The organism is Paenibacillus cisolokensis (genome assembly GCF_050481165.1).
GTDB lineage: Bacteria > Bacillota > Bacilli > Paenibacillales > Paenibacillaceae > Paenibacillus_AH > Paenibacillus_AH cisolokensis.
The window spans coordinates 57,187-80,998 of record NZ_JBCNFP010000017.1; the positions used below are offsets into that span (position 1 = coordinate 57,187).

The 23,812-nt window shown below is 60.5% G+C and carries 21 protein-coding genes; all 21 read right to left on the reverse strand.

The window, feature by feature from the left end; translation table 11 throughout:
* Nucleotides 1-13 precede the first annotated feature (13 nt).
* Complete coding sequence (locus tag ABEV74_RS03080) at nucleotides 14-940, reverse strand: class II fructose-bisphosphate aldolase (protein WP_430143368.1); 927 nt, start codon at nucleotides 938-940, stop codon at nucleotides 14-16.
* A gap of 69 nt (nucleotides 941-1,009) precedes the next feature.
* Nucleotides 1,010-1,681, reverse strand: a complete 672-nt coding sequence (locus ABEV74_RS03085) for an aspartate/glutamate racemase family protein (RefSeq protein WP_062492080.1) — start codon at nucleotides 1,679-1,681, stop codon at nucleotides 1,010-1,012.
* A complete protein-coding gene (locus ABEV74_RS03090) occupies nucleotides 1,678-3,132 on the reverse strand; it encodes a sedoheptulokinase (protein WP_430143370.1) in 1,455 nt (484 codons plus the stop codon). Before ABEV74_RS03090 ends, ABEV74_RS03085 begins: the two co-directional genes overlap by 4 nt.
* A 71-nt stretch (nucleotides 3,133-3,203) precedes the next feature.
* On the reverse strand, nucleotides 3,204-5,255 hold the full coding sequence (locus ABEV74_RS03095; protein WP_430143372.1) for a YyaL domain-containing protein: 2,052 nt from the start codon (nucleotides 5,253-5,255) through the stop codon (nucleotides 3,204-3,206).
* 22 nt (nucleotides 5,256-5,277) lie between these two features.
* The gene (locus ABEV74_RS03100) at nucleotides 5,278-6,549 is read right to left on the reverse strand and encodes an amidohydrolase family protein (protein ID WP_062492074.1); all 1,272 of its coding nucleotides are present in this window, start codon (nucleotides 6,547-6,549) and stop codon (nucleotides 5,278-5,280) included.
* A 90-nt stretch (nucleotides 6,550-6,639) separates the two neighbouring features.
* Complete coding sequence (locus ABEV74_RS03105) at nucleotides 6,640-7,986, reverse strand: ABC transporter substrate-binding protein (RefSeq protein ID WP_430143374.1); 1,347 nt, start codon at nucleotides 7,984-7,986, stop codon at nucleotides 6,640-6,642.
* A 145-nt stretch (nucleotides 7,987-8,131) separates the two neighbouring features.
* Nucleotides 8,132-8,968 (reverse strand): carbohydrate ABC transporter permease, encoded by an 837-nt coding sequence (locus tag ABEV74_RS03110; protein ID WP_062492070.1) that lies wholly within the window; start codon nucleotides 8,966-8,968, stop codon nucleotides 8,132-8,134.
* A gap of 14 nt (nucleotides 8,969-8,982) precedes the next feature.
* Entirely contained in the window at nucleotides 8,983-9,855 is an 873-nt protein-coding gene (locus ABEV74_RS03115; protein ID WP_213530355.1) for a carbohydrate ABC transporter permease, read from the reverse strand.
* Between the two features lie 5 nt (nucleotides 9,856-9,860).
* On the reverse strand, nucleotides 9,861-10,874 hold the full coding sequence (locus ABEV74_RS03120; RefSeq protein WP_160327779.1) for a LacI family DNA-binding transcriptional regulator: 1,014 nt from the start codon (nucleotides 10,872-10,874) through the stop codon (nucleotides 9,861-9,863).
* A 609-nt stretch (nucleotides 10,875-11,483) separates the two neighbouring features.
* On the reverse strand, nucleotides 11,484-12,278 hold the full coding sequence (locus tag ABEV74_RS03125) for an ABC transporter ATP-binding protein (RefSeq protein WP_062492064.1): 795 nt from the start codon (nucleotides 12,276-12,278) through the stop codon (nucleotides 11,484-11,486).
* Nucleotides 12,278-13,189, reverse strand: coding sequence for an ABC transporter permease (locus tag ABEV74_RS03130; RefSeq protein WP_430143377.1), 912 nt, complete (start codon nucleotides 13,187-13,189; stop codon nucleotides 12,278-12,280). The genes ABEV74_RS03125 and ABEV74_RS03130 overlap by 1 nt, the downstream gene beginning before the upstream one ends.
* A 70-nt stretch (nucleotides 13,190-13,259) precedes the next feature.
* A complete protein-coding gene (locus tag ABEV74_RS03135) occupies nucleotides 13,260-14,324 on the reverse strand; it encodes an ABC transporter substrate-binding protein (protein ID WP_430143379.1) in 1,065 nt (354 codons plus the stop codon).
* Nucleotides 14,325-14,528: 204 nt separating this feature from the next.
* On the reverse strand, nucleotides 14,529-15,050 hold the full coding sequence (locus ABEV74_RS03140; protein ID WP_062492062.1) for a DUF2179 domain-containing protein: 522 nt from the start codon (nucleotides 15,048-15,050) through the stop codon (nucleotides 14,529-14,531).
* 26 nt (nucleotides 15,051-15,076) lie between these two features.
* Entirely contained in the window at nucleotides 15,077-15,820 is a 744-nt protein-coding gene (gene nfsA, locus ABEV74_RS03145) for an oxygen-insensitive NADPH nitroreductase (protein WP_430143381.1), read from the reverse strand.
* A gap of 20 nt (nucleotides 15,821-15,840) precedes the next feature.
* Nucleotides 15,841-16,638 (reverse strand): ABC transporter permease, encoded by a 798-nt coding sequence (locus ABEV74_RS03150; RefSeq protein WP_213530353.1) that lies wholly within the window; start codon nucleotides 16,636-16,638, stop codon nucleotides 15,841-15,843.
* Nucleotides 16,635-17,279 (reverse strand): ABC transporter ATP-binding protein, encoded by a 645-nt coding sequence (locus ABEV74_RS03155; protein WP_430143384.1) that lies wholly within the window; start codon nucleotides 17,277-17,279, stop codon nucleotides 16,635-16,637. Before ABEV74_RS03155 ends, ABEV74_RS03150 begins: the two co-directional genes overlap by 4 nt.
* A 483-nt stretch (nucleotides 17,280-17,762) precedes the next feature.
* Nucleotides 17,763-19,289, reverse strand: coding sequence for a xylulokinase (locus tag ABEV74_RS03160; protein WP_430143386.1), 1,527 nt, complete (start codon nucleotides 19,287-19,289; stop codon nucleotides 17,763-17,765).
* Nucleotides 19,290-19,415: 126 nt separating this feature from the next.
* Entirely contained in the window at nucleotides 19,416-20,060 is a 645-nt protein-coding gene (gene fsa, locus ABEV74_RS03165) for a fructose-6-phosphate aldolase (protein WP_430143388.1), read from the reverse strand.
* A 59-nt stretch (nucleotides 20,061-20,119) separates the two neighbouring features.
* A complete protein-coding gene (locus tag ABEV74_RS03170; RefSeq protein ID WP_062492047.1) occupies nucleotides 20,120-21,124 on the reverse strand; it encodes an ABC transporter substrate-binding protein in 1,005 nt (334 codons plus the stop codon).
* 116 nt (nucleotides 21,125-21,240) lie between these two features.
* A complete protein-coding gene (locus ABEV74_RS03175) occupies nucleotides 21,241-22,227 on the reverse strand; it encodes an ABC transporter permease (RefSeq protein WP_062492045.1) in 987 nt (328 codons plus the stop codon).
* Between the two features lie 29 nt (nucleotides 22,228-22,256).
* Nucleotides 22,257-23,756 carry a sugar ABC transporter ATP-binding protein gene (locus ABEV74_RS03180; RefSeq protein ID WP_430143391.1) on the reverse strand — a complete coding sequence of 500 codons (1,500 nt, stop codon included), beginning with the start codon at nucleotides 23,754-23,756 and terminating at the stop codon, nucleotides 22,257-22,259.
* Between the last annotated feature and the right edge of the window lie 56 nt (nucleotides 23,757-23,812).

Here is a 23,812-nt window from a genome sequence, read left to right on the forward strand (position 1 = left end):
ACTCTCCTCCTTCTCACGCTTGACCCTGCGCGAAGCAAGCCGCCTTGCCCGCGCTGCATACGAAACGGGTTATCTTCTCTTCGACCGTCCGCGCGACCGCAGCCCGTCCGGCTTCGAGCGAAGCCGGGTCCAGCGCCTTGCATTCCGCATTCGTCATCCGCTCTTCGCGGCCGAGCGCGCCGAGCAGCGCCAGCTCCAGATCGGTGGCGATATTCACCTTGCTGACGCCGCCGCCGGGCAGCTCGAACGCCTTGCGCATCATCTCCTCCGGGACGCCCGAACCGCCGTGCAGGACGAGATGAACCGGCGTCAGCGCGCGAATGGCGGCAAGCCGTTCGTAATCGATGCGCGGGCGCTTCACCAGATAGACGCCGTGCGCGGTGCCGCAGGAGACGGCAAGCGCATCGACGCCGGTCAGGCGGACGAACTCCGCCGCCTCCCGCGGATCGGTGAACAGCTCCTCGTCCTTGTCGGTCTCCACGAAATCCGTCGTGCCGATCATGCCGAGCTCGGCTTCCACGGATACGCCGTGCGCATGGGCGTATTCGGCCGCTTCGCGGCTGATCGCCACGTTCTCCGCGAACGGCTTCTCCGACGCGTCGATCATGACCGACGTAAAGCCTGCGGCGATCGCGTCGCGAATCGTCCCGAGTTCCTTCGTATGGTCGAGATGAAGCACGACCGGCACCGTAATGCGGCGGTCGCGGATTTCGCGGTAGAACGTTTCGGCGAATTCGCCCGGCGTGATGCCGTAACGAATCAGCTCCTTGTGGGAAATTTGCACGATAAGCGGCGAAGCCGTCCGCTGGCCGGCCTCCAGCACCGCCGCAATCATCGGCGTGTAGCGCGGCGAGAACGAACCGGTCGCGTAACGATTCGCTTCCGCCACGACCAGCGCCTGTTTTAATGTCACGACATTATCGGGTTTTCGTACGGCCATCTCTTCCCTCTCCCTTTCTCTCTTGATCGCGCCGTACGTCCGGCGCGCCTTCGCTTCTCGGAGCGCCGGTTATTCGCCGCGCTCTCCGTACAGCTTGCGCTTGACCGCTTCCATTCCGAGGCGCGGACTTGTCAGAAACCGTCCGCGTTCCTCCGGCGCAAGCCGTTCCAGCACGCGGGCCATCGACGCCTGCGCCAGCACGACCCGGTCTGTCACAGCGGCCAGCTCCCGCAGCGCGGCGGCAAGGTCCTCGTCGTGCCCGTCGCGGTCGCCTGCCGCCAGCTTGCGGTAAGCGGAAGCGACAAGCATCGGCCGGATCGACGGCGTAACGCCGATCCGCTCCGCCTGCTGCCGCAGCAGATCGGCCGTCGGCTTCAGCGTCGTCTCGAGCGTCGCCGCCACGCCGATTACGCCGCCCGGGCGGACCGCTTCTTCGGCCATCGCTTCGTCAATGCGGACGATCGGCACGCCGACGTCCGGCTGAACGCGGGCGACGAGCCCGCCGATCGACGAGCAGGCGTTCAGTATGCAGTCCGCCCCCTGCTTCTCGGCGATAAGCGCGTACTGCCGCCACCGTTCTTCAACCGCTTCGATCCGGCCGCCGTTGCCGATCAGCTCCGGCAATATCGAATCGTCCACCAGATTGAACAGCTCCAGATCCGGCATCAGCTCCAGCGCAAGCGTCTTGAGCGGCTCGACCGTCACCGGCGTCGTATGGATAATGGCAAGCTTTCGTTTCATCCGTTTTCGCTCCTTTGCATCGTCGATAGCGCCTCCTCCGCGCTGCGGAACAATCCCGCCCCGACGCCGGCGTAGATCGCCGCTCCCCACGCCGCTTCTTCGGCCGCCGCGGCAAAATGAAGCGGCATGCCGAAGCGCTGCTCCGCAAGCCGCCGCAGAACCGGATTCCGGCGCAAGCCGTTGCCCGATCCGGCGACGACGGCAATGCCTTCGCGCACCGGCTTCGGCAGAAGGGAGACGAAACGCGCCAGCTCGTCGAGGATGCCCCGCAGCACGCCGAGCGTCAAGTCGCCGGGATTGAAGTTATGCTCGGTCAGCCCCGCGATATATCCGGTTTTATCGGGATGCAGCCTCGTCCCGAAAAACTGCGTGCCGACGGCAAGCCGTCCCCCCGGCGGCCCGTCTGCGGCTTCCCGCTCCAATGCTTCCCCGGCAAGCCGGTTCATCCGCTCGTACAATCGTCCCTCCTCCGCCTCTTCCCCTGCGGACCGGCTCCCGGCTTCCGCCTCCGGCCCGCTGCAGAAGGCGGCGCATACGCCGCGGAAAAACCGTTCCAGCAGCGCGTAGCTCTTGCCGCCGCCAAGCGACGCGCCGACGAGCAAATATCCGCCGCCGGGGAACGGCCGCGCTTCGAGCGGCGCATTCGCCTGCGGCCTCTCCGCATACGCGGACAATTGCGCTCCCGTGCCGACGTTGACGAGCAGCGTTCCGCCAAGCGCGGGAACGGCGCCGAGAAAGCTCGCCTGGTTGTCGCCGATGGCGCAGACGACCGGCGTTCCTTCCGGCGTCCGGCCGACGACCGCCTGCCGTTCGCCCGCCACCCGCGGCAGCAGCGCGTCATCCAGGCCCGCCCGGCGCATCGCCTGGCGGTCGAAGTCGAGCCGCTCCAGCGCGAACAGGCCGAGACCGGCGGCGTTCGACGGATCGGTCAGCGGGGCGGCAAGACCGCACAGCCGCATCGCCAAATAATCGCCGATCGTACAGAGCGATACGGCATCCGGCGGCACCTCGCCGCGCAGGACGTTGACGTAATGCGTCGCCAGGCCGTAGCCCGGCGCGACCGTATAGCCGGACGCCTCCGCCAGCCGCTCGGCGTATGTCGCCCCGCCGCCGCTATCGGCCGCAAGCGCCGCCCGTCCGTCCTGCCACGTATAGAGCGGACTGCATGCCATTCCGCTGCGGTCCGTGTAGACGATGCCGTGCATTTGGCATGATATGCCGATGGCGGACAAGGCAACGCCCCCGCCTTTCAACCGTTCCGTGCACGCCGCAAGCAGCCGCATCGCTTCGGCGACGATGCGCTCCGGGTCCTGCAGCCGCTCCCACGGCCGGTCGGACGGGATGGACGCATCGTTGGCCGAGCGCAACGTGACGATCTCCCTGCCGGTCGCGGGATCTCCTATCGTGCAGCATATCGAGGTCGTGCCGATATCGATGCCGGCCAGCATCATCGCTTCTCTCCCCTTTCCAACTGTTGCGGGTCGCCGGATAAGTCTTTTCCGGCGCAAGCCGTTGCAAGCCGTTACAACCATTCGTCGATCTTGAGCGCATCGGCGTAAGCCGCCGCTTCCTGGGCGGCGTACAGCACAAGCCCGACGCACCAGGCATGGGACAGCGTCAGCATCATCCCTTTGGGCTGGAAACAGTTCGTATTGTAAAACCGTTCCGTCACCATCCCTTTGTAAGCGTTGAAATCGCCGTCTTCCCTGGCGATAAATTGCAGGAAGCACGCGATATGGTCCCGCGTCCGGTCCAAATAATAGTCGTCGCCGGTATACGTCCACAGCCGCAGCATCTCCGGCACGCAGAACAGCCCGTAATTGTGCAGATGCTGGTTCGACGGCGACGCCTGGTCCGCGCCGCGCGAACGAAAGTCGTACTGCGCGAGCAGCGAATGGCGCGGAAACTGCAAATTGTACGTCCAGCGGAACGTCATCGTCCAGTCGGCCGCGCTGCGCGCGAGCCGCAGCCATTCGTCCCGCCCGTCCGCTTCGTACAACAGCACGTACGCGACGACGGCGTTGTAACCGTCCTCGGACGTCGGCGTCAGATGGACGTCTTCCGGCGCGCCGTAAATCCATTCGTCGCGCACAAACTTCGCATAGTAGCGCCCGGCGCGGACGGCCGCCTCCCGGAACGCCGCTTCCCCGAAGCAGACGGCGCCTTCCAGCAGCGCGGCGATCCAGAGAATGCCGCCTGCGCCGTCCCATTCCTCCACCTCGCCGGTTTCGCAGTGATAGTAGGAGCCGAAGCAGCCGTCTTCCCGCTGAACCTTCACCGCAAAGCGCAAATTGGACAGCGCCGCGCGCTCCCAGTCCGGATGGTCGCAGCCCCGCTTCCGCTCATCGGCCAGCGCCCGGATCATGAACAGCGTCGCCTCCGCCAGCGTCCGCGCCTGCAGCCAGGTCGGCTTCGGATTCCAGCCGCAAGTCCAGCCTTTGCCCTGGATCCACGAAGCCCAGAAGGCGCCGCACGGGGCAATCCCGGAAGCGATCTTGTCCAGTACGGCCGTACCTGCCTGCACATAATCGCCGCGGCCGCGCTCACGTCCGTAGCGGAGCAACGCGCCCGCATACGGCGCGCCGCTTACCCAGCCTACATGCATATGAGGCCGGTCGCCCAACTGCCGGACATTGTTGTTCAGTTCCCGGTCGAACGCCGCCGTCTCGTACAGCAACGCTTCCTCCGGCCGATAATGCCACGTGTAAAGACCGTGGGCGGTCAGTTCCGCCGCTTCCTCCAGCCCCATCCACGGCCGCAGCTCGTGCTCGGCGCAATGCAGCTTGTACAGCTGCCGCACGAACGGATCGTAAGCGTGCGGATCGCCGTGCGCCGCGTATACCCGGAAGCGGATCGACACCGTCTCGCCCGGCGCGAAACGGTAAACCTTCACGTCGGCAGGTGCGGGAACCGGCTCGCCGACGAACGTTACGGGCTCCTCGCGGTACGGGAAGTCGACCCAGATCGTCGTGCCCGATTCGTTGCCGCGGAACCCGAGGCCGTTCAGGCCGAGCGGCGACGTCTCGTCGACCGCGATCGCGCCGCATATGCCGTCGTTCCAGGCGAACACCGCCGGCAGCGCGGCGCGGTCGGCCCGGAACGACCAATAATCCGACACCATCCGCTGCGCATCCCCGCCCCTGTAATCGTAACGCGGGTATTGGCGGGCGTTATGCTCGAAGCGATTCTCCTTGTAGAACGCGCCGGGAATCATCCAGTACGGCCGGCCGGGCCCGATCAGCTCCGCCGCGAACCGCAAGCTGTACGCCGCCGGTTCGCCGCCGGTGTAGGCGATCCGCATCGTGACTTCCGCGTACGCGCAGCCGTCCCGGACGAAGCGCCACTCCTGCTCCGCCCCAAACGATGCCGATGCGCCCTTCGCGCGGAAACCGCCCGGCATGCCTTCTACGCCGTCTATCGCCACAGTCTCCCGCGCGCCGCCTTCTTTCTCCGCGGCCAGCAACGACGGGACGCGAAGCGCATACGATCCGGAAGCTCCTCCTTCCGGGAACAGCCGCAGCTCGGCGCCTTCCTTCGCCCCCTCCGCACGCGCGATCGTACGCCACTCCATCATACTCCCCCCTCGCTCATCCGCGTCATTGGCATCCCGTTTCCTCGCGCAAGCCGTACAGCTCGATCAGATTGCGGCGGAATATCCGCTCCGCCAGCTCCGCAGCTTCCGCTTCGTCGAGCGCCCCGTCCGCGACCTTCTCCGCGAGCACTTCGCCGACAAGCTTGCGCGCCAGCTTCTGATGGGCGTACGTTCCTTCCACATAATTGTAATCGCCGCCGAACGCCTGCAGCTTCGTCTGCGGCACCATCTCGAACAGCTGATGCAGCGCCCGCTTGGCCACGGTAGGCGAAATAATGTACAGCCATGTCATATCCGCATAGACGTTCGGAAAATTTTTGGCGACGCTCATATATTCATCCATATACGGGTACCCGGCATGAAGCAGCACAAACTTCGCTTCGGCATATTCATGCAGCAGCGGCAGCAGGTCCGTCACCCGCGAATTCGTAATCGTATTGCCGTTGCCCGATACGCTCGTCTCATGATGGCCGGTATGAATTTGAATCGGCATGCCGGCCTCGACGGAACGGCGGATGACATGATGGATCAAATAGTCCTGCAGCGGCTGAGCCTCGGGCTGCGACACGCCTTCGTTCAGGCTGTCGCGCATCAGCCGGTTGAACACCCGTTCCGCCTCGGCTTCGTCGGGCTTGCCGCAGGCGAGCGTGCGCCAATAGGCGTGTCCGAGCTTGGTGGCGACCATCCCTTCGCGGACATACCGGTCAAATACCGCGTCCACGGCGTCCACGTAACGGCGCAGCGTATGAACCGCAATTCCCGCTTCCCGCTCGACGGCGGCGATATCGCTCCGTTTTCGCAAATGGTACGTAAAATCCATAAACATGACCGGCCGCAATAGCGGCGTTCCCATATCCGTCGTATAAATGAGCGTAAAGGCGACATCGATGCCCGATTTTTCCACCAGCACGCGGCGGTACAGCTTCTCCGGGTCGGCCGATGCCTCCAGCACCTTGCCGTGCAGCTCGAGCAGCCCGTTCACGCTCCAGTCCTTCATACCGTACAAATCTTCCATCGCGGTCCGGAACATGCGCGCGTAAGTCGTATTTTTCGTTCTTTCCCAATATTTCAAAAAGACCGCCGCTTTCTCCTCCTCGCCGATGCCCGGACGCTTCAACGCGTTCCGTTCCATCCCGGCGGCGATCAAATCGGATTCCAAATAATGCAGCAGGCCGAACAGACCGGTCTTGTCTTGGCGCCGCAGCTTCGGTGTGGCCAAATGCTCGTGTCCGTCGATAATCCGGATCGATGCGATGTAATCGTGCAAGCTGCTCATCGGTTTGCTCCTCCCACTCGAAAAAATTCGCGACTGCTTCTGGCGCGAGAAGCAGCCGCCCTCTCTCTTTTTTTGTCAAAGTATCCGTTGTCAGTCGATCTGCAGCTCGGGGAACGCGTTTTTCACTTCTTTTTTGAATGCGGCGACGACATCCTCGTACGGCGTATTGTTCGTGATACCTTCACCGGCGACTTTCCGCCATTTGCTCAAAATGTCCTCGCCGTATTTATCCGCTTTCAGTCCCGGCATCGCTTTGACCATTTCATAGTATGGCTTCAGAATGTTCTGGTCGCCGAACATCGGCGATTTGAACGTGTCCAGGTTTTTCTCGTATACTTCGGCATTGCCTGGCATATTGCCGGTCTTGTTCAGGTTGTATTCCTGCCATTCCGGGCTCGCGATATATTTGATAAATTCGTAGGCAAGCTCCTTGTTTTCGGATTTCTCGTAAATGGCCCGATACGTGCCGCCGACATAGAAACCGAGCGGCGTCTTCGCCACGCCGTATTTGCCGACCGCTTTGTCGTCCTTGTTGTCGACCATGAACCCGGCCCATGCCGGCATCGAGACGAGCACGACGCTGCCGTCGTTCAGGGCGTTGCCCCAGCCGGCCGACATGAACGGCAGTTTGGCGTCGACATTGTTGTTGCGGATTTCTTTTTGCACCTCATAATATTCCTGCCATTTCGGATCGATGTTCAGCTTGCCGTCCTTCACCCACGGCTCGACGTTGTAGGCGGCCATATCGAACACATCGCCCGCATTGGCGATCAGATGCACTTTGCCGCCGCTTTCGGCGTACACCTTTTGGCCAAGCTCGATAATTTTATCCCAGCTGTCGACCATCGCGCTGATTTCGTCCGGATCGTCGGTACCGAGATACTTTTTCGCATTTTCCCGAATATACCAGAAGCCGCCGGGAGAGGAGTGATCGGAGATCGCCCGCACTTTGCCGTCTGCCGAAACGCCAAGCTCCTTCACGTACGGAATGTAATTTTGAACGAGTTCGTCCGCGCCCATCGCCGACAAATCGGCTACGAACGGAGAGTCGATAAATTTGCCGATATACGCCCGTTCCAGATCGAATATATCCGGCACATCGCGTCCGGACTGCAGCGCCGTCAGCAGCTTCGTCTGATATTGGTCGCCGGGAAACATTTTCACTTCCACCTTGACGCCCGGATGTTTCTCCTCGAATTTTTTCGCCATTTCATTGACCTGGTCGAAGAACGTCCAGATGACGAGGTTGCCCTTGAGCTCGCCCGTCTCCCCGCCCGGCGCGGTGGACGTATCGCCGGACGTATCGCCTGATGTTTCGCTGTTTGTATTGCCGGCGCTGTCCTGTGCGCCGTCTCCGCTTTTGCCGCCGCAGGCGGCCAGAAGGCTCACAACCATCATGATGGCCAGCGTTGCCACAAACCATTTCTTCAAGTTCATCGTGATCGCCCCTTAAGTTTGTTCAGACTTGTCTGATCCTTTCGACCCTTCCTTGTAAAAGCACCGATACGAATCCCAAACCGTTTCAGCCGACAACCGTGCCCCGGCATCACCTCCCATCAGATTTCCCTCCGCGCGGCCCGCTTCAGCCTTTCACCGCTCCCGCCGCCACGCCGCTGATAATCCGTTTCGACATGAACGAGAAGAAGATGAGAATCGGCACGACGGAAATCACGATGCCGACGTACTGCGCGCCGAAGTCGGACGAAAATTGCGATTTTACGCTTGCGATCATGACCGGCAGCGTTTGCAGCTCGTTGTCGAACAAAATGATCATCGGGTTCAGAAAGTCGTTCCACTTGCCGATGAATGCGAAGATGCCGAGCGTCGCCATAGCCGGTCCCATCAGCGGCAGGACGATGCGGTGAAAGATGGCGAGTTCTCCGCTGCCGTCGATCCGGCCCGATTCGATAATTTCCGTCGGAACCGACGAATCGGCGAACTGCTTCATCAGGAAAATGCCGAAAGCGTTATAAATCGACGGCAAAATGAGCGGCCAGTACGTGTTCAGCATATGGAACGCGTCCATCAGCTTGTAGAAGCCGATAATGCCAAGCTGCCCCGGAATCATCATCGTGCCGAGCACGAACAGGAACAAAAACCCTTTGAACCGGAACTGGTACTTGGAGAAGCCGTAGCCGCCGAGCGCCGCGAAATACAGGTTGATCGCCGTCGCCGTCACCGTGATGAATACGGTGTTCAGGAACCCCCGCCAAATATTGACCGTATCGATCAGCCGTTCGTAGTTGGCCATGAACTGGTCGCCCGGAATCAGCAACAGCCGTCTGGCGATATCGGAATTGGCGTGCGTCGACGTAATGAACATGCTGTAAAACGGCAATAAACACGTAATGGCCACCGCGATCAGAAACGCGTAAAGGATGATGACGACCGCGATCGGTTGTTTCGTTGCTCCTTGCATGGCTGCCGCTCCTCCTATTCTTTCAGTTTCGACGCTCTGGCCGTAACCGCCGTGAAGAACATGACGACGGCAAAGATGCCGAAAGCGACCGCAGAGCCGTAGCTGTAATCGAAGTTTTTAAAGGCGGTTTCATACAGGTACATGACCATCGTCCGCGTCGAGTTTTCCGGGCCCGCCCCCAGCATGAGCGCCGAATCGAACAGCTGCAGGCCGCCGATTACCGACGTGATGAACGTAAACAGAAATACCGGCCGCAGCAGCGGCAGCGTAATTTTGAGAGCGATCTGGGTTCTCGTCGCGCCGTCCACCTCCGCCGCCTCGTAGACCGTTTCGGGGATAGCTTGCAGGCCGGCGATGAAAACGATCATGTTAAAGCCGAAATATTGCCAGCACGTGACAAGCGCCACAATGATCCGCGACCAGAGCGGACTGTTGAACCAGTTGAACGGCTCCTGAAGGATGCCGACACTCATCAGCAGCTTGTTGACGCTGCCTGTCTGCCAGTCGAACAAGAGGCTGAACATAACCCCGAGCGTTACCGGCGTCACGATGTGCGGGAAGAAGTAGACCGCCCGGAAAAAGTGCTTGCCGCGCACGAATTTCTCATTCAGGATGAGCGCAAGCAGCAGCGCCAGAATGAGCTGCGGCACGATAGACAAAATCCATATGATGAGCGTGTTGCCGATCGTCTGGTAGAAGAAGCTGTCCTGCAGCAGCCGGCTGTAGTTGGCCAGCCCGACGTACACCGGATCGGTGAAGCCGTCCCATTTCATAAAGCTTAAGTAGAGCGTATACAAAATCGGCACCAGACCGAAAACGGTAAAGCCGACAAAGAACGGCGCAATGAAGAAATAGCCGTAATACGATTTGTTCACTTTCGTATTCATCGGATTCAATCCTTTGCTTCAATTTGCCCGCAGGAATCGCGGATGATCAGCTTCGGCTTCAGCAGACGGCTCACCGGACTGAACCGATTCGTACCTTCAATTTTGTCGAACAGGCCTTCGGCCGCCTGCTTTCCCATTTCCAGAAACGGCTGGCGAACCGTCGTCAGCGACGGATAGACCCATTCGGATATCGTAATGTCGTCGAAACCGACGATCGACAGCTCCTCCGGCACCGTCCATCCCTGTTCCTGCGCCGCCCGCAGCGCGCCGATAGCCGTCTCGTCGTTGGAGGCGATGACGGCCGTGAAGCCTCTGACGGCCATAAGACGCTTCATCGCCTCGTAGCCGCCCTGGTTGCTCCAGTCCGATTCGACGACGAGGTCCGGATTGTAGGTCATGCCGAGCCGCTCCATTGCCTGCCGGTAGCCTTTCAGCCGGTACTTGTTCGCGGCCGCATGCGCGGGACCGGCGATGTACGCGACCCGGCGGTGTCCAAGCCCGTGCAAATAAGCGACAATGTCGGCGACGCCGGCCGCATTGTCGACATCGACCGAGAACAGGCCGTCCATCTCCCCGTGATCGCCAATAATCGCGACCGGATAAGTCGTCTCTTTAATCTTCATCAAATCTTCCGGTTCGCGTTTCCGGAAGCTGACGAGGATAAGACCGTCGACCTGGCCCTCGTACAACAGGTTCAGAAATGAAATTTCGTTGTTATAGTTCGAAGTCCAGCTGAGAAAAATACAGTTATATCCTTTCAGCTTGGCGACCTGCTCGATGCCCCGGATGATGCCGGAATAGAAAATGTTCGAAATATCGTCGACGATGACGCCGATCGTGTTCGTTTTGCTCATGACCAGCCGGCGCGCATTGGCGTTGCGGTGAAAATTCAGCTCCCGGATCGCCCGCTCAAGCGCCTCCTGTGTCTCTTTCTTCACCTTCTGTCCGTTCAAATAGCGCGAAACCGTACTTTTGGATGTGCCCGCAAGTCGCGCTACATCATGAATTGTCGGCCCCATTGCCATCCCCCGTTTTTCAAAAATAATGGTGCGTATCGCCGTAATAAAATACGCAAATTCCCCTCGAAAACGCGATCATTTCCGGATTCGGAAAATTTGCGAATTCTATTTTGGGAACGTTCCCATTTTCGCGGAAAATGAACCGCTTTCAAGTTATGCAAGCCATCTGGCACGACTTTTCGGGAACGTTCCCATTTTATTGCGAAAAACAATCTTCGATCGCCTCCATTTGCTTTGGAATGTCCGGCAATCATTAATCCTTACAGCAAAAGCGTGCGAGAACAGCCACTATACAGCGCTTTCCCGCATGCGGCGATCATGCCATGGCGTCGTCATGCCCGGTGCGGGCATCATCGACGATTGGCATCATCGGCGCGTGGTTTTATCGATTCGCGGCTCCATCGATGTGTGACTTCATCGACTCGCGGCTTCATTGCATCGAATTTTGGGAACGTTCCCATTTTTCGCAACGAACTATTTATGTCTTGATCTTACCTTGGACCGTCGAATGTGTCAAGCGAGAGAGCGAATGGAAATTTCCGGGATGTGCAAATACGACAAACGGCTTCGCCGCAAACCGGCGAAGCCGTATAACCTCTATTGCCGGCGTCAGCCCAGCACGACCCGGTCGTCCGCCAGCTTCCTGCCGCTGATCCGTTCGAATTCGCCAAGCAGCCGCTCGACGGTCAGATGCTTCTTCTGTTCTTCTTCGATATCGAGAATGATGCGGCCTTTGTCCATCATAATGAGACGGTTGCCGAGACGGATTGCCTGCTCCATGTTGTGCGTCACCATCAGCGTCGTCAGCTTCATTTCGCGGACGATCGAGTCGGTAAGCGCCGTAATCAGCTCGGCCCGGTTCGGGTCGAGCGCCGCCGTATGCTCGTCCAGAAGCAAAATTTGCGGCTTCGTGAACGTCGCCATGAGCAGGCTGAGCGCCTGACGCTCGCCGCCGGACAACAGGCCGACCTTGGCGCCGAGACGATTCTCGAGACCGATGCCGAGACGGCTAAGCTGATCGCGGAACATCTCGCGCTTCTTCCGGTTGACGCCGAAGCGCAAACCCCGGCTCTGTCCGCGCCGGTAAGCCATCGCCAGGTTTTCCTCGATCGTCATATGCGGCGCCGTTCCGGCCATCGGGTCCTGAAAGACGCGGCCGATCCAGCTGCTCCGCTTGAACTCCGGAAGCGCCGTAATGTTCCGCCCGTCGATCCGGATTTCCCCCGTATCCGGCTTCAGCACGCCCGAAATCATATTCATCAGCGTCGATTTGCCCGCTCCGTTGCTGCCGACAATGGTGACGAAATCGCCCGGGTTCAGATGAAGGCGGATACCGGCCAGGGCGATCTTCTCGTCGACCGTTCCGGGATTGAACAGCTTCGATACGTTCGAAATTTCCAGCATCAGCGTTCCCCTCCCGCACCCGGCTGCCCGCCCGCGCCCAGCAGCTGGGCCGAACGTTTGCGTGCCGTCTTTTTCTGGCTGACCGAACGCTGCAGCGAGGGGAATACAAGCGCGAAAATAACGATGACGGCGGTAATCAGCTTCACGTCATACGCTTCCAGCCATTCGACCCGCAGCGCCAGCGCGACGACGAGCCGGTAAACGATCGAACCGATCACGACGGCAAGCGTCACCCAAAACACTTTGCGGGCTCCGGTGATCGCCTCTCCGATAATGACCGAAGCGAGTCCGATCACGATCATGCCGATCCCCATCGAAATATCCGCAAAGCCCGACTGCTGGACGATGAGCGCGCCGGAAAGCGCGACGAGACCGTTGGACAGCGAAACGCCGATAATTTTCGTCGTATCGGTATTGGCGCCGAGACTGCGGATCATCCGCTCGTTGTCTCCGGTCGCCCGCAGCGCAAGACCCAAGTCGGTATGCAAAAAGCCGTCCAGCAGCAGCTTGATCAGCACGACGACGATAGGCATCATGACGAGCACGGAGATGCCGGAAAACACGGTATCCACGCCGATCAGCGAAATGTTGGGCACGCCCATGATGCGCGTGTTGATCGAATAAAGGGCGATCATCATTAGAATGCCGGACAAAAGCCCGTTGATCTTGCCTTTCGTATGCAGCAGTCCGGTACAGGCGCCCGCCAGCATGCCGCCGGCGAACGCGGCGATCGTCGCCAACCAGGGCGAGACGTCCTTCGTAATCAGGACGGCGGCGATAGCCCCTCCCGTCGTGAAGCTGCCGTCGACCGTCAAATCGGGAAAATCGAGAATGCGGAACGTTATATAAACCCCGAGCGCCATTAACGCATACAGCAGCCCGAGCTCAAGCGCTCCGGTAATTTGAACCACGAAACCATCACTCCTTCAGAACCGAGAAAAAGGGGGGACGTGAGTATCCGCCCACCCCTTCTGTTGCCGTTTACTCGATGATGTTGTTTTGCTGATCCTGCACGCCGGCTTTCATTTCGTCAGTCACTTCGATACCTTGCTCCTGCGCCGCTTTCAGGTTCAGAATCAGGTCAAGCTTTTCCGGCACGGTAACTTTCATGTCGCCCGGATTCGCGCCGTTTTTCAAAATATCGACGGCCATCTCGCCGACTTGGTAGCCATGGTCGTAATATTTGAAGCCGACCGTGGCGAAAGCGCCTTTCTCGACCGTATCGCGGTCGCTGGAGAAGAACGGAATATCGTTCGCGTTGGCAACCTGGATAATCGAATCGACGGCGCTGACGACACGGTTGTCCAGCGTGATGAAGAACGCGTCCACCCGGCCGACAAGCGATTCGGCGGCCTGCTTCACTTCGGACGAATTGGTAATGGCGGCCTCCACCAGCTCGATACCGTGCTTGGCCAGCGCTTCCTTCGCGTTTTTCGACATGACGACCGCGTTCGGTTCGCCCTTGTTGATAATAATGCCGATTTTTTTCACGTTCGGAAAATGTTCCGCGACAAAATCCATCAGCCGGATCGTGGCCTCGGGATTGGTATCCGCAGCGCCGGTAACGTTGCCGCCCGGCTTGTCCATCGAACCGATAATTTTGGCATCGACAGGGTCGGTCACCGCGGCGAACAGCACCGGACGGTCTTTGACCTTCTGTACGACGGCTTGAGCGGAAGGCGTCGCGATCGCCAGCACGAGATCGCTCTTGCTGCCGGCAATTTTTTGCGCGATCGACAGGTTGTTGGTCGAATCGTCCTGCGCGTTGTTTTCATCGATCTTGAGGTTTTCCCCTTCGACGAAGCCGCCGTCTTTCAGTGCAGCCAGAAAGCCGTCGCGGGTCGCGTCGAGCGACGGATGGCTCAAATATTGCGAAATGGAGATCGTATACGTCTTCTGCTCCTGACCGGCACCGGTTCCTTGGGCTCCGCCGCTGCCTCCGCTGGATGAACCGCCTTCTCCAGCCTTGTCCCCGGTTGCGCCGCAAGCCGCGCCGACGACCATCGTGGCGGCAAGCGCCAATGACAACCAAAGCTTCTTTTTCAACCTGATATCCCCTCTCTCGAATTTGGCGTTTCCGGGAAATTCCTACACGTCAAATATGCATTTGCGCAACCTTTCCGCTTTAACGGATAAAAGCCATAACGCGTTGACGCGCAACGTTTTTTGGCGCGAAATCCCCTTTATACAACTCTATTATTAAATGTACCGCGCTTTACCGTCAATTGTTTAATCCCGGAAACTCCACATCTACCGGTTCGTCAGCTTGACCCAGAACCCGCCCTTGAAATGCTTCGGCTCATGCGAGATGACGAATGCCCTGGGCGAAATGCGGTTGATCGTCTCCATCATCCGCCGCTCGTTGCTTCGCTTCACCAGGACCTGCATGACGAGCCGGCCGCCGTCCCTTCCCCGCGCTTCCCAGGACGTGACGCCGTAGCCGAGCTTGCGCAGCTCGTTCGGCAGCTCCATCTGCAGCGAATCGACGATGACCTGCACCACCGTATAGCCGAGCGCCAAATATTCTTCAATGACGCTGCCCAAATAGACGCCCAGCCCGAAACCGATGCAATACGCGATCATGTTGACCGGATTGTCGAGATTTTGCAGAACCAGATTCAAACCGGTCAAATAAATGAACACTTCGATGACCGACATGAGCGCGGCCGCCGCTTTCCGACCTTTGATCGTCAAAATGAGCCTGAGCGTGTAAATCGACACATATGCGACATTGATCCCGACAATCGTTCCGATCAAACCAAGCGATACCATGATGCTTCAACTCTCCTTGTCAAATGCTACTCCTCGAACCGGAACCCTTGCCGGCGCAGCACTTCGCCATGACGTCTGGACGGATAGCGCGTACGCGCCTCCATGTCCCGCGACCAGGTCGTTTGCTTCGTGCCGCCCTTCCTCCCGGCCGCATACTGCCTGTACGTCTCGTCATACCGGCGAATATACGCTTCCTGCCCCGCGGCGTCGTAAGCCTCCCGGTGCAGCACCGCCTCAAGCGGAAGGCGGGGACGGATGTCGGGGTCGTCCGCGGGAACGCCGATGCACATGCCGAAAACCGGATAGACGAGCGGCGGGACCTGCAGCAGCTCCGCCACGTCGGACAGCCGGTTGCGGATGCCACCGATATAGACGATGCCGAGACCGAGCGATTCGGCGGCAACCGCGGCGTTCTGGGCGGCAAGCGCGGCGTCGACCGTGCTGACGATAAAATATTCGAGCGTCGGTTCGAACGATCCGCCGTGCATGCGCACCGCTTCGCCGAAGCGGTACAGGTCGGCGCACCAGACGAGAAATACGGGCGCCTGCTCGACATGCCGCTGCCCGCCGGCCCATTCGGCGATTTGGCGCCGTTTGTCGGGATCGTCCACGGCAATGACGCTGTAAGCCTGCATGTTGCTTGAAGTGGACGCCATCTGCGCGCTGCGGATGATCAGCTCAAGCCGCTCCCGGCCGACCGGCTCGTCCGTAAAACGGCGGACGGAGCGGTGACGAAGCAGCCGTTCGATCGTTTCGTTGGCCGTTGCCATGGATTCATTCCGCCTTTCCTTCATTGAACTGGGGATTCGCCGCTTTCGAGCTGCTGCCGCGAATTGAAATAGAAGCGGTAGCCGAACTGGGCGAACATCAGCGCGGACAGCGCCACGCTGCCGAGCATGCTGAGCATGACCGCAATTTGGTACTCGATTGCGACAAGCGGCGAAGCGCCGCCCAAAATCTGGCCGGTCATCATGCCGGGAAGAAACACGATGCCCATTCCGAGCATCGAATGAATCGTCGGCAGCATCGCATCGTCGAACGCCTGGTTGGCGATGTCCCGGCACGCCTGCTTCGGCGTGGCCCCGAGCATAAGCGCCGCCTCGATGTGCGCCCTGCGGCTTTCCATGCCTTCCATCAGCGTATTGACGCCGAGCGCTATCCCGGTCATCGAATTGCCGACGATCATCCCGGCGATCGGAATGACGTAGCGCGGCTCATACCACGGCTCAAGCCCGATGATGACGAGGATAAAATAGGCGATGCTGAACAGGATGCCCGTCATCATCGACAGCGCGATCCATCGCCGCAGCCGGGGGCCGGCCTTGCGCTTCGCCCGATTCAGCACGGTGCGGATCGAAAAGGCGACCATGATGCCGACCAGAACGATCGTATAGAGCGGATGGGCGTTGACGAACACATATTGCAGCAGGTAGCCGACCAGAATGAGCTGCACCGTCATGCGGAAAGCGGCGACGGCAATATCCCGCTCGCGGTTGATGCCTTTCCACTTGACGATCGCAAGCGGCAGCAGCACGAACAAATAAGCGGCCGCAAGCCGGTACCATTCGAGGTCGATCGGTCCGTTCACGATTTCACCTCTTCCGCCCGGACGACCCGTCCGGCCCGAACTTCGATGAGAAATTCGGCAAACGAGCGGACGACGGACGGCGAATGGGTAACCATGACGATCGTCCGGCCGCCGGCCTTCATTCGCCGCACAAGCCGGGCCATCACTTCCAGCGAGGTCCGTTCGTCGAGCGCCGACGTCGGCTCGTCCATAAGCCACACTTCCGGCTCCATCAGCAGCACGCGCGCCAGTGCCAGCCGCTGCTTCTCGCCCCCGGACAGCGTATCCGTCCTGTCGTCCGGCTCCTTGAGCAGGCAGACCGTCTCCAGCGCTTCGCGCAGCGCCTCCGCCGATGCCGGCTGCCGGCCGGAAAAGCCGAGCCCGGCCTGCAAATTGTCGCGCACGGTGGAGCCGAACAGGACCGCGTTTTGCGGCGACATAATGACGCGCCGGCGCAGCGCCACGAGATCTATGGCGGACAACGGCTCGCCTCTTACATAGATTTCCCCCGAGTCGTAAGGCATCATGCCGTTGAGCAGCTTCAGCAGCGTCGTTTTGCCGCTGCCGCTCTCTCCTGTCATGCAGACGACTCGGCCTTCGGGAATCGCCAGCTCGTCGACAGCCAGTACGCCTGCCGCCCTTATTTCCTTCAGTCTGAACACGAGCGTTTCATTCCTCCGCTTCTTGCCGGTGAATGGTTGCTCATTTAGTATAACGCATGGACCCGTCTTGGACAAAAGGGGAAGCCGGCGCCTGCGGAAAAAAAGCGAAGGCGGACCGCCAGGCCCGGCGGCGTGCGCATGGCGGCGTCCGTACGGCGCAACGCAGACAGGCCGCGCCGGACGCCCGAAGGCGCGGCGCGGCCCGACTGCGGCCTCGTCTGCGGCTGTTGGCGACCCGGCTGCGGCCCCCGTTTACGGCCCGGCTGCATCCCGTTCGCGGCCCGGCTGCGGCCCGTTTGCGGTTCGGCTGTGGCCGTTGGCGGCACGTTGCGGCCCTGCTACGGCCGGTCTGTGACCATTTTGTGGCCTTGTCTGTGGCCGGCTCCGACCCGTTCGCGGTCGTCTGCGGCCCGGCCACGACCCGGCTGCGGCCCCCGTTTACGGCCGGCCGCATCCCGTTTGCGGCCCAGAGCCGGCCGCGCATTATGCGCGCAGTGTCCGCAGCCGCGGATACAAATCGCGCAGCCTGGCGTACAGCTCGCGGAATAGACTGTATCCCGCGAGCACCCGCTCGCGGTCGGCCTGCGGCACGATCTCGCGGACCTCCCCGGCGAACCGGCGCCGCGCATCGGCATAGCCGGAATAGATGCCGGCCGCCACGCCGGCCGACATCGCCGCTCCGAGGGACGTCGCCTCCTCCGTCTGCGCCGGCACGCGGATCGGCGCGTCCAGGGCGGAGGCGATAATCGCGCGCCAGGCCGGACTTTTCATGCCGCCGCCGATAACCGTATAGCAAGCGGCGGGCTCCCGCCCTTGCAGCGGCTCGGCGATCGACCGGAGCGCATAGCCGACGCCCTCCATAACGGCGCGCAGCATATGGAAACGGGTATGACGGGCGTCCAGCCCGAAAAACAGTCCGCGCACCTCCTCGTCCCATATCGGGGACCGCTCGCCCAGCAAGTACGGGTGGAACAGGAGGCCGTCCGAACCCCAGGGAATCCGGGCGATTTCATCCTCGATCAGTCCGTAAGGCGATTGGCCGTCCCGTTCCGCCAGCAGCGCCTCGCGCGAGCCGAGCTCGCGCACCGCCCACTGATGGGCGGCGCCGGCCGTCTGCATCGTCCCGAGTGCATAGTACAATCCCGCCTCCGGGCCGCACATCGTGAAGATCCGCTTCTCCTTGTCCGCGATCGGCGAGGCGGAAGCCCGCGACACCCAGGCCGTCGTCCCCAGATAGACATAAGCGTCCCCCGGCGCGATCGCGCCGGCGCCGAGCGCGGCGCACGAGCCGTCGCCGCCGCCGAGCACGACCGGCGTCCCGGCGGCCAACCCGGTCGCCGCCGCCGCTTCCGCCGTCACACCTCCCGCCACTGTCGCCGACGAGACGATATCGGGCAGCTTCGCCCGGTCGATAGCGAAAGCCGACAAAATGTCGTCGTCCCAGCGGCAGCTGCCGATGGCGAACATACCCGACAGCGAAGCGTCGGAGAAATCGGTGATGCCGAGCGTTCCGGACATGCGAAAGACCAAATAGTCTTTGGGCTGCAGGAAATACGCCGCCGCGCGATACGTATCGGGGCGGTTCCGTTTCAGCCACATCAGCTTGAGCAGCGGATAATGGCTGTCGATCCGGTTGCCGGTCCGCTCGTAGAAACGGTCCTCGTCCATCCGGGCGAACGCCTCGGACTCCAACCCGGCGCTGCGGGTGTCCGCATGAATGATCGCCCGTCCGAGCGGACGGCCGGACCGGTCCACCGGGCAGACGCCCATCATATGGGCGCTGAAGCCGACCGCGGCGATTGCGGACGGCTCGACGCGCTCCAGGACGGCGCGCGTCGTCCGTACGACCGCGTCCCACCAATCGTCGGGATGCTGCTCGGCCTCGCCGCGGTCGCCATAATGCGTCGGATAAGACAGAGACGCTGTAGCTACCGCTTGTCCGTTCAAGTCAAACACCGAGCATTTGTGGCCGGATGTTCCCAAATCATGCGCCATGATGTAGCGTGACATCGTCAAGCCTCCCTTGTCAGCCTCGTCCTGTAATTCCGTCAAAGCGCGAATGGCCGGCTCCGGCCGGGGGAACGACAGATCCCCTGCAGCCGGAACCGGCCAGCCGCTTCCGCTTGCGCCGGTTCGTTACAAACCGGCTTCCTTCCAGTCCCGCAAGAAGCCTTCCAGTCCGATATCGGTCATCGGGTGCTTCATCATCGCCGCCCATACCGAGTACGACGTCGTCACCGCGTGCACGCCGAGGTTCAGCATATCGAGCACCTGCTGCGGCCCGCGGACGCTGGCGGCGATCACTTTCGTCGGCAAGCCGAGACGGGCGAACGTCTCGACGATGCCGCCGATCAGCGTCGCGCCGGACCATGCCACATCGTCAACCCGACCAAGATAGGGACTGACATACCCGACGCCCGCTTTGGCCGCCAGCACCGCCTGCCCGACCGAGTAGACGAGCGTCATGTTCGTCTCGATTCCTTCCTTGGACAGGCGGCTCGCCGCCTTGACGCCTTCGGCGCCCATCGGCAGCTTGACGACGACGCGATCCGCCCAATTCCGGAACATGCGGGCTTCCTCCACCATCGTGTCGGCGTCCGTGCCGATGACTTCGCACCAGACTTTGCCCGGCGTCTCCCGGGCGATCTCCCGGATCAATTCCTCGAAACCGCGCTTCTCGCGGGCGACGATCGACGGGTTGGTCGTCACGCCCTCCAGAATGCCCCATGACATCGCTTCTTTAATTTGCGCCAGATCCGCCGTGTCGATATAAAATTCCATTGCGGCCTCCTCTTCTGCTGCCGTTCGGATATTCCTTTCTTGCCTTCATTCCTTCAATCTTACTCGTACAGCACCGCTTTGATCTCTTCGTCATCCATGTTCGACTTGTCGTAATAGAAGAAGCCCGTGTCGATGTTCGGCTCGACCTTCTCGCCTTTCGCCGCCGCAACGGCCGCCTTCACCGTTTCATAACCGATGCCGATCGGGTTTTGCGTAATCGCGCCGGCCATCTCGCCGTTGCGGATGGCGTCGATTTGCTGCTTGCCGGAGTCATAGCCGATGATGACGATTTTGCCCTGCTTATTCATCTCTTTTACCGCATTCAGGACGCCGATGGCCGAGCCTTCGTTGGCGCCGAAAAACCCTTTCAGATTCGGATGAGCCTGCATAATCGCTTTCGCCAGGTCGGTCGATTTCAGATGGTCGCCGCCGCCGTACTGAATGTCGACGATTTTAATGTTCGGATACTTCTCCTCGATCCGATTTTTGAACCCGTCGCGGCGGTCGACGCCGGTGCGGCTCGTCTGGTCGTGCACGATCATGGCGACTTCGCCTTCGCCGCCGATCAGTTCGGCCATTTTGTCAGCGGCCAGAGCGGCTGCGGCGATATTGTCGGTAGCGGCCGTGGCGACCGGGATGTCGCTCTCGACGCCGGAATCGAAGGCGATGACCGGGATGTTGTTCGCCTTCGCCTGCTGCAACAGCGGAATGGACGCCTTGCTGTCGAGCGCCGCGAAGCCGATGGCAGCCGGCTTCTTGTCCAGCGCGACCTGCAGCATTTCGATCTGCTTGTCGACCTGGGATTCGGATTCCGGTCCTTCGAATGTAATTTCCACATCCAGCTCCGCGGCCGCCTTCTCGGCGCCCTGCTTGACCGCTTGCCAAAATTGGTGCTGGAATCCTTTGGACACGATCGGAATGTACATTTTTCCGCTGTTGCCGCCGGAAGCGCTTTCTCCTCCGGGAGCGCTTTCCGAATTGCTCCCGCATGCGGCCATAAGCGACGCGAACAGCGCAAGCGCCGACGCGACCGTGACGAATTTGCCGAATGTTCTTTTCTTCATCCTTAGTCTCCCCTTTTCGCAATGTATACAGATAATGATCCGTTGCCGCCAATTGAAAGCGGCATTTGCATCCGCCGCCCGTCATGCCGATGACGGCGGATAGCTGCGCCGGACCGTTACGCCGATTTGCGGCGACGCAAAATGTCCGTGTACACCGCAAGCAGAATGACCAGGCCGACGACGACCGTCTGCCATTCCTGCGGAACCGACAAGATGCGAAGCCCGTTCGTCAATACGCTCATAATCAAGGCGCCGATCACCGTTCCGGTAATCGTCCCTTTGCCGCCGCTCAGCGAGGTGCCGCCGATGACGACGGCCGCGATCGCTTCCAGCTCATAGCCCTGGCCGAGAGCGGGATTCGCCGAGTTCAGCCGCGAAGCGATCAGCACACCCGCGAGGCCGGTGAATGTCCCGGTAATCGTGTAGATGACGATTTTCCAGAAGTTGACGTTGACCCCGGACAGCCGGGTCGCTTCCTCATTGCTGCCGAGCGCGAAGTTGTATCTTCCGATAATCGTCCGGGACAGCAAGATGCTGCCGATAATGGCTGCGCCGAAAAAGATGAAGACGGCAAACGGCACGCCGAACACGCTGCCAAGCGAAATTTTCGAAAAGCCTTCCGCATGCTTATCCGTGAAGTAGATCGGCTTCGCGCCGGAGATGACAAGCGCCAGCCCTTTGGCGACCATCATCATCGCCAGCGTAGCGATGAACGGCGGAATTTTCAGCTTCGAGACGAACACGCCCGACAAAAAGCCGCACAGCGCGCCGGTCAGAATGCCGCCTATTACGCCGATCGGCACCGGCATTCCCCAGAAGGTGATGAACACCCCGGTCATGACGGCGCTGAGCGTCATAACGGTACCGACCGACAAATCGATGCCGCCGGTAATAATGACGAAGGTGGAGCCGAGCGCCAGCACGCCGATAACCGCCGTCGACATTAAGATGCCGACGATATTGGAAAACTGCAGAAAATTGCTCGAAGATACCGAAAATACGATAATAAGGACGATCAGACTGGCGAAAGCCAGCAGCTGCTGAAGCGCTCCCGAAGGGATACGGGAACGGGATGCCTTGTTCGTTGCGACAGACGGATTCATGTCCGGTTTCCCCCTTTGTATGGTCTTGCTTACGCCATGTGCTTCGTGGCCAGCCGCATGATGCTCTCCTGCGACGCTTCATCGTGCCTGAGTTCGCCGGTGATGCGCCCTTCGCACATGACGATGACGCGATGGCTCATGCGCAATATTTCCGGCAGCTCCGACGAAATCATGATGATCGACTTGCCTTGCGCGGCAAGCTCGTCGAGCAGCTTGTAAATTTCGCTTTTGGCGCCGACATCGATGCCTCTGGTCGGCTCGTCGAAGATCAGGATGTCGCAGTTGCGGGCCAGCCATTTGGCGATGACGACTTTCTGCTGGTTGCCGCCGGACAGAAACTTGACTTTCTGGCCGATTCCCGGCGTCTTGACCCGAAGCTTCTCCACCATTTGCTCCGCCGACCTGGCGATCGCTCCGTCCTTCATCATGCCGAGCGGACCGGCGAACGAACGGTAGGAGGCGATGGCGACGTTCGTCTTGACATCCATATCGACGATGCAGCCGAAACGTTTGCGGTCCTCGGACAAATAGCCGATGCCGTGGCGAACCGCGTCGTACGGACTGCGCAGCGTCACCTGCTTGCCGCGGATGTAAATTTCGCCCGAGTCGATCGGGTCCGCCCCGAAAACCGCTCTCGCCACTTCGGTCCGTCCCGCCCCGACCAGGCCGGCGAATCCGAGAATTTCGCCTTTGCGCAGCTGAAAATGGATATTTTTGAGCGTTTTGCCCCGGTTCAGCCCTTTCACTTCGAGCACGACCTCACCGCTGTCAGATACGATGTCCGTACGGACGCTGTGGTAAAACTCGCGGCCGACCATCATCGAGATGATTTGATCGCTGGTCACGTCGGCCGTATTCACCGTATCGATATAGGCGCCGTCGCGCATAACCGTAATGCGGTCCGTAATTCGCTTTAATTCGTCCATCCGGTGGGAAATATAAACGATTCCCACCCCTTCCCGGCGGAGCTGCTCCACGATGGCGAACAGGTCTTCGATCTCCGAATCGCTGAGCGCCGCCGTCGGTTCGTCCATAATGAGCACCTGGGCATTGAACGACAGCGCCTTGGCGATTTCCACCATCTGCTGCTTGGCCACCGTCAGTTCGGAGACGGGCGTGCGGGGGCTGACGTTCAAGTGCAGCCGGTCCAGCAGCTCCTGCGCCATCCGTTCCTGACGCTTCTCATCGATGAACAGCCCGGCCAGACGCGGCTCGCGGCCGATAAAGATGTTCTGCGCGACGGTCAGATCCTGCGCCAGGTTCAGCTCCTGGTGGATCATGATAATGCCCGCGTCCTGCGCCGCTTTCGTATTCGCCGGCGCAAACTCGCGGCCTTTGTACTGGATCGTACCGGAATCCTTCGTATATACGCCGGTCAGCACTTTCATCATCGTCGACTTGCCTGCGCCGTTCTCGCCGACCAGCGCGTGCACTTCGCCGGCGCGCAGCTCGAACCGGCACCGGTCAAGCGCCTTGACGCCAGGAAACGATTTGCTGATCTCTTCCATCCGGACCAATATTTCGCTCATGCGATCACCTCGTTCATTCTTCGCTGCCGGTGGTATCGAATCCGGGTGCGACTTCG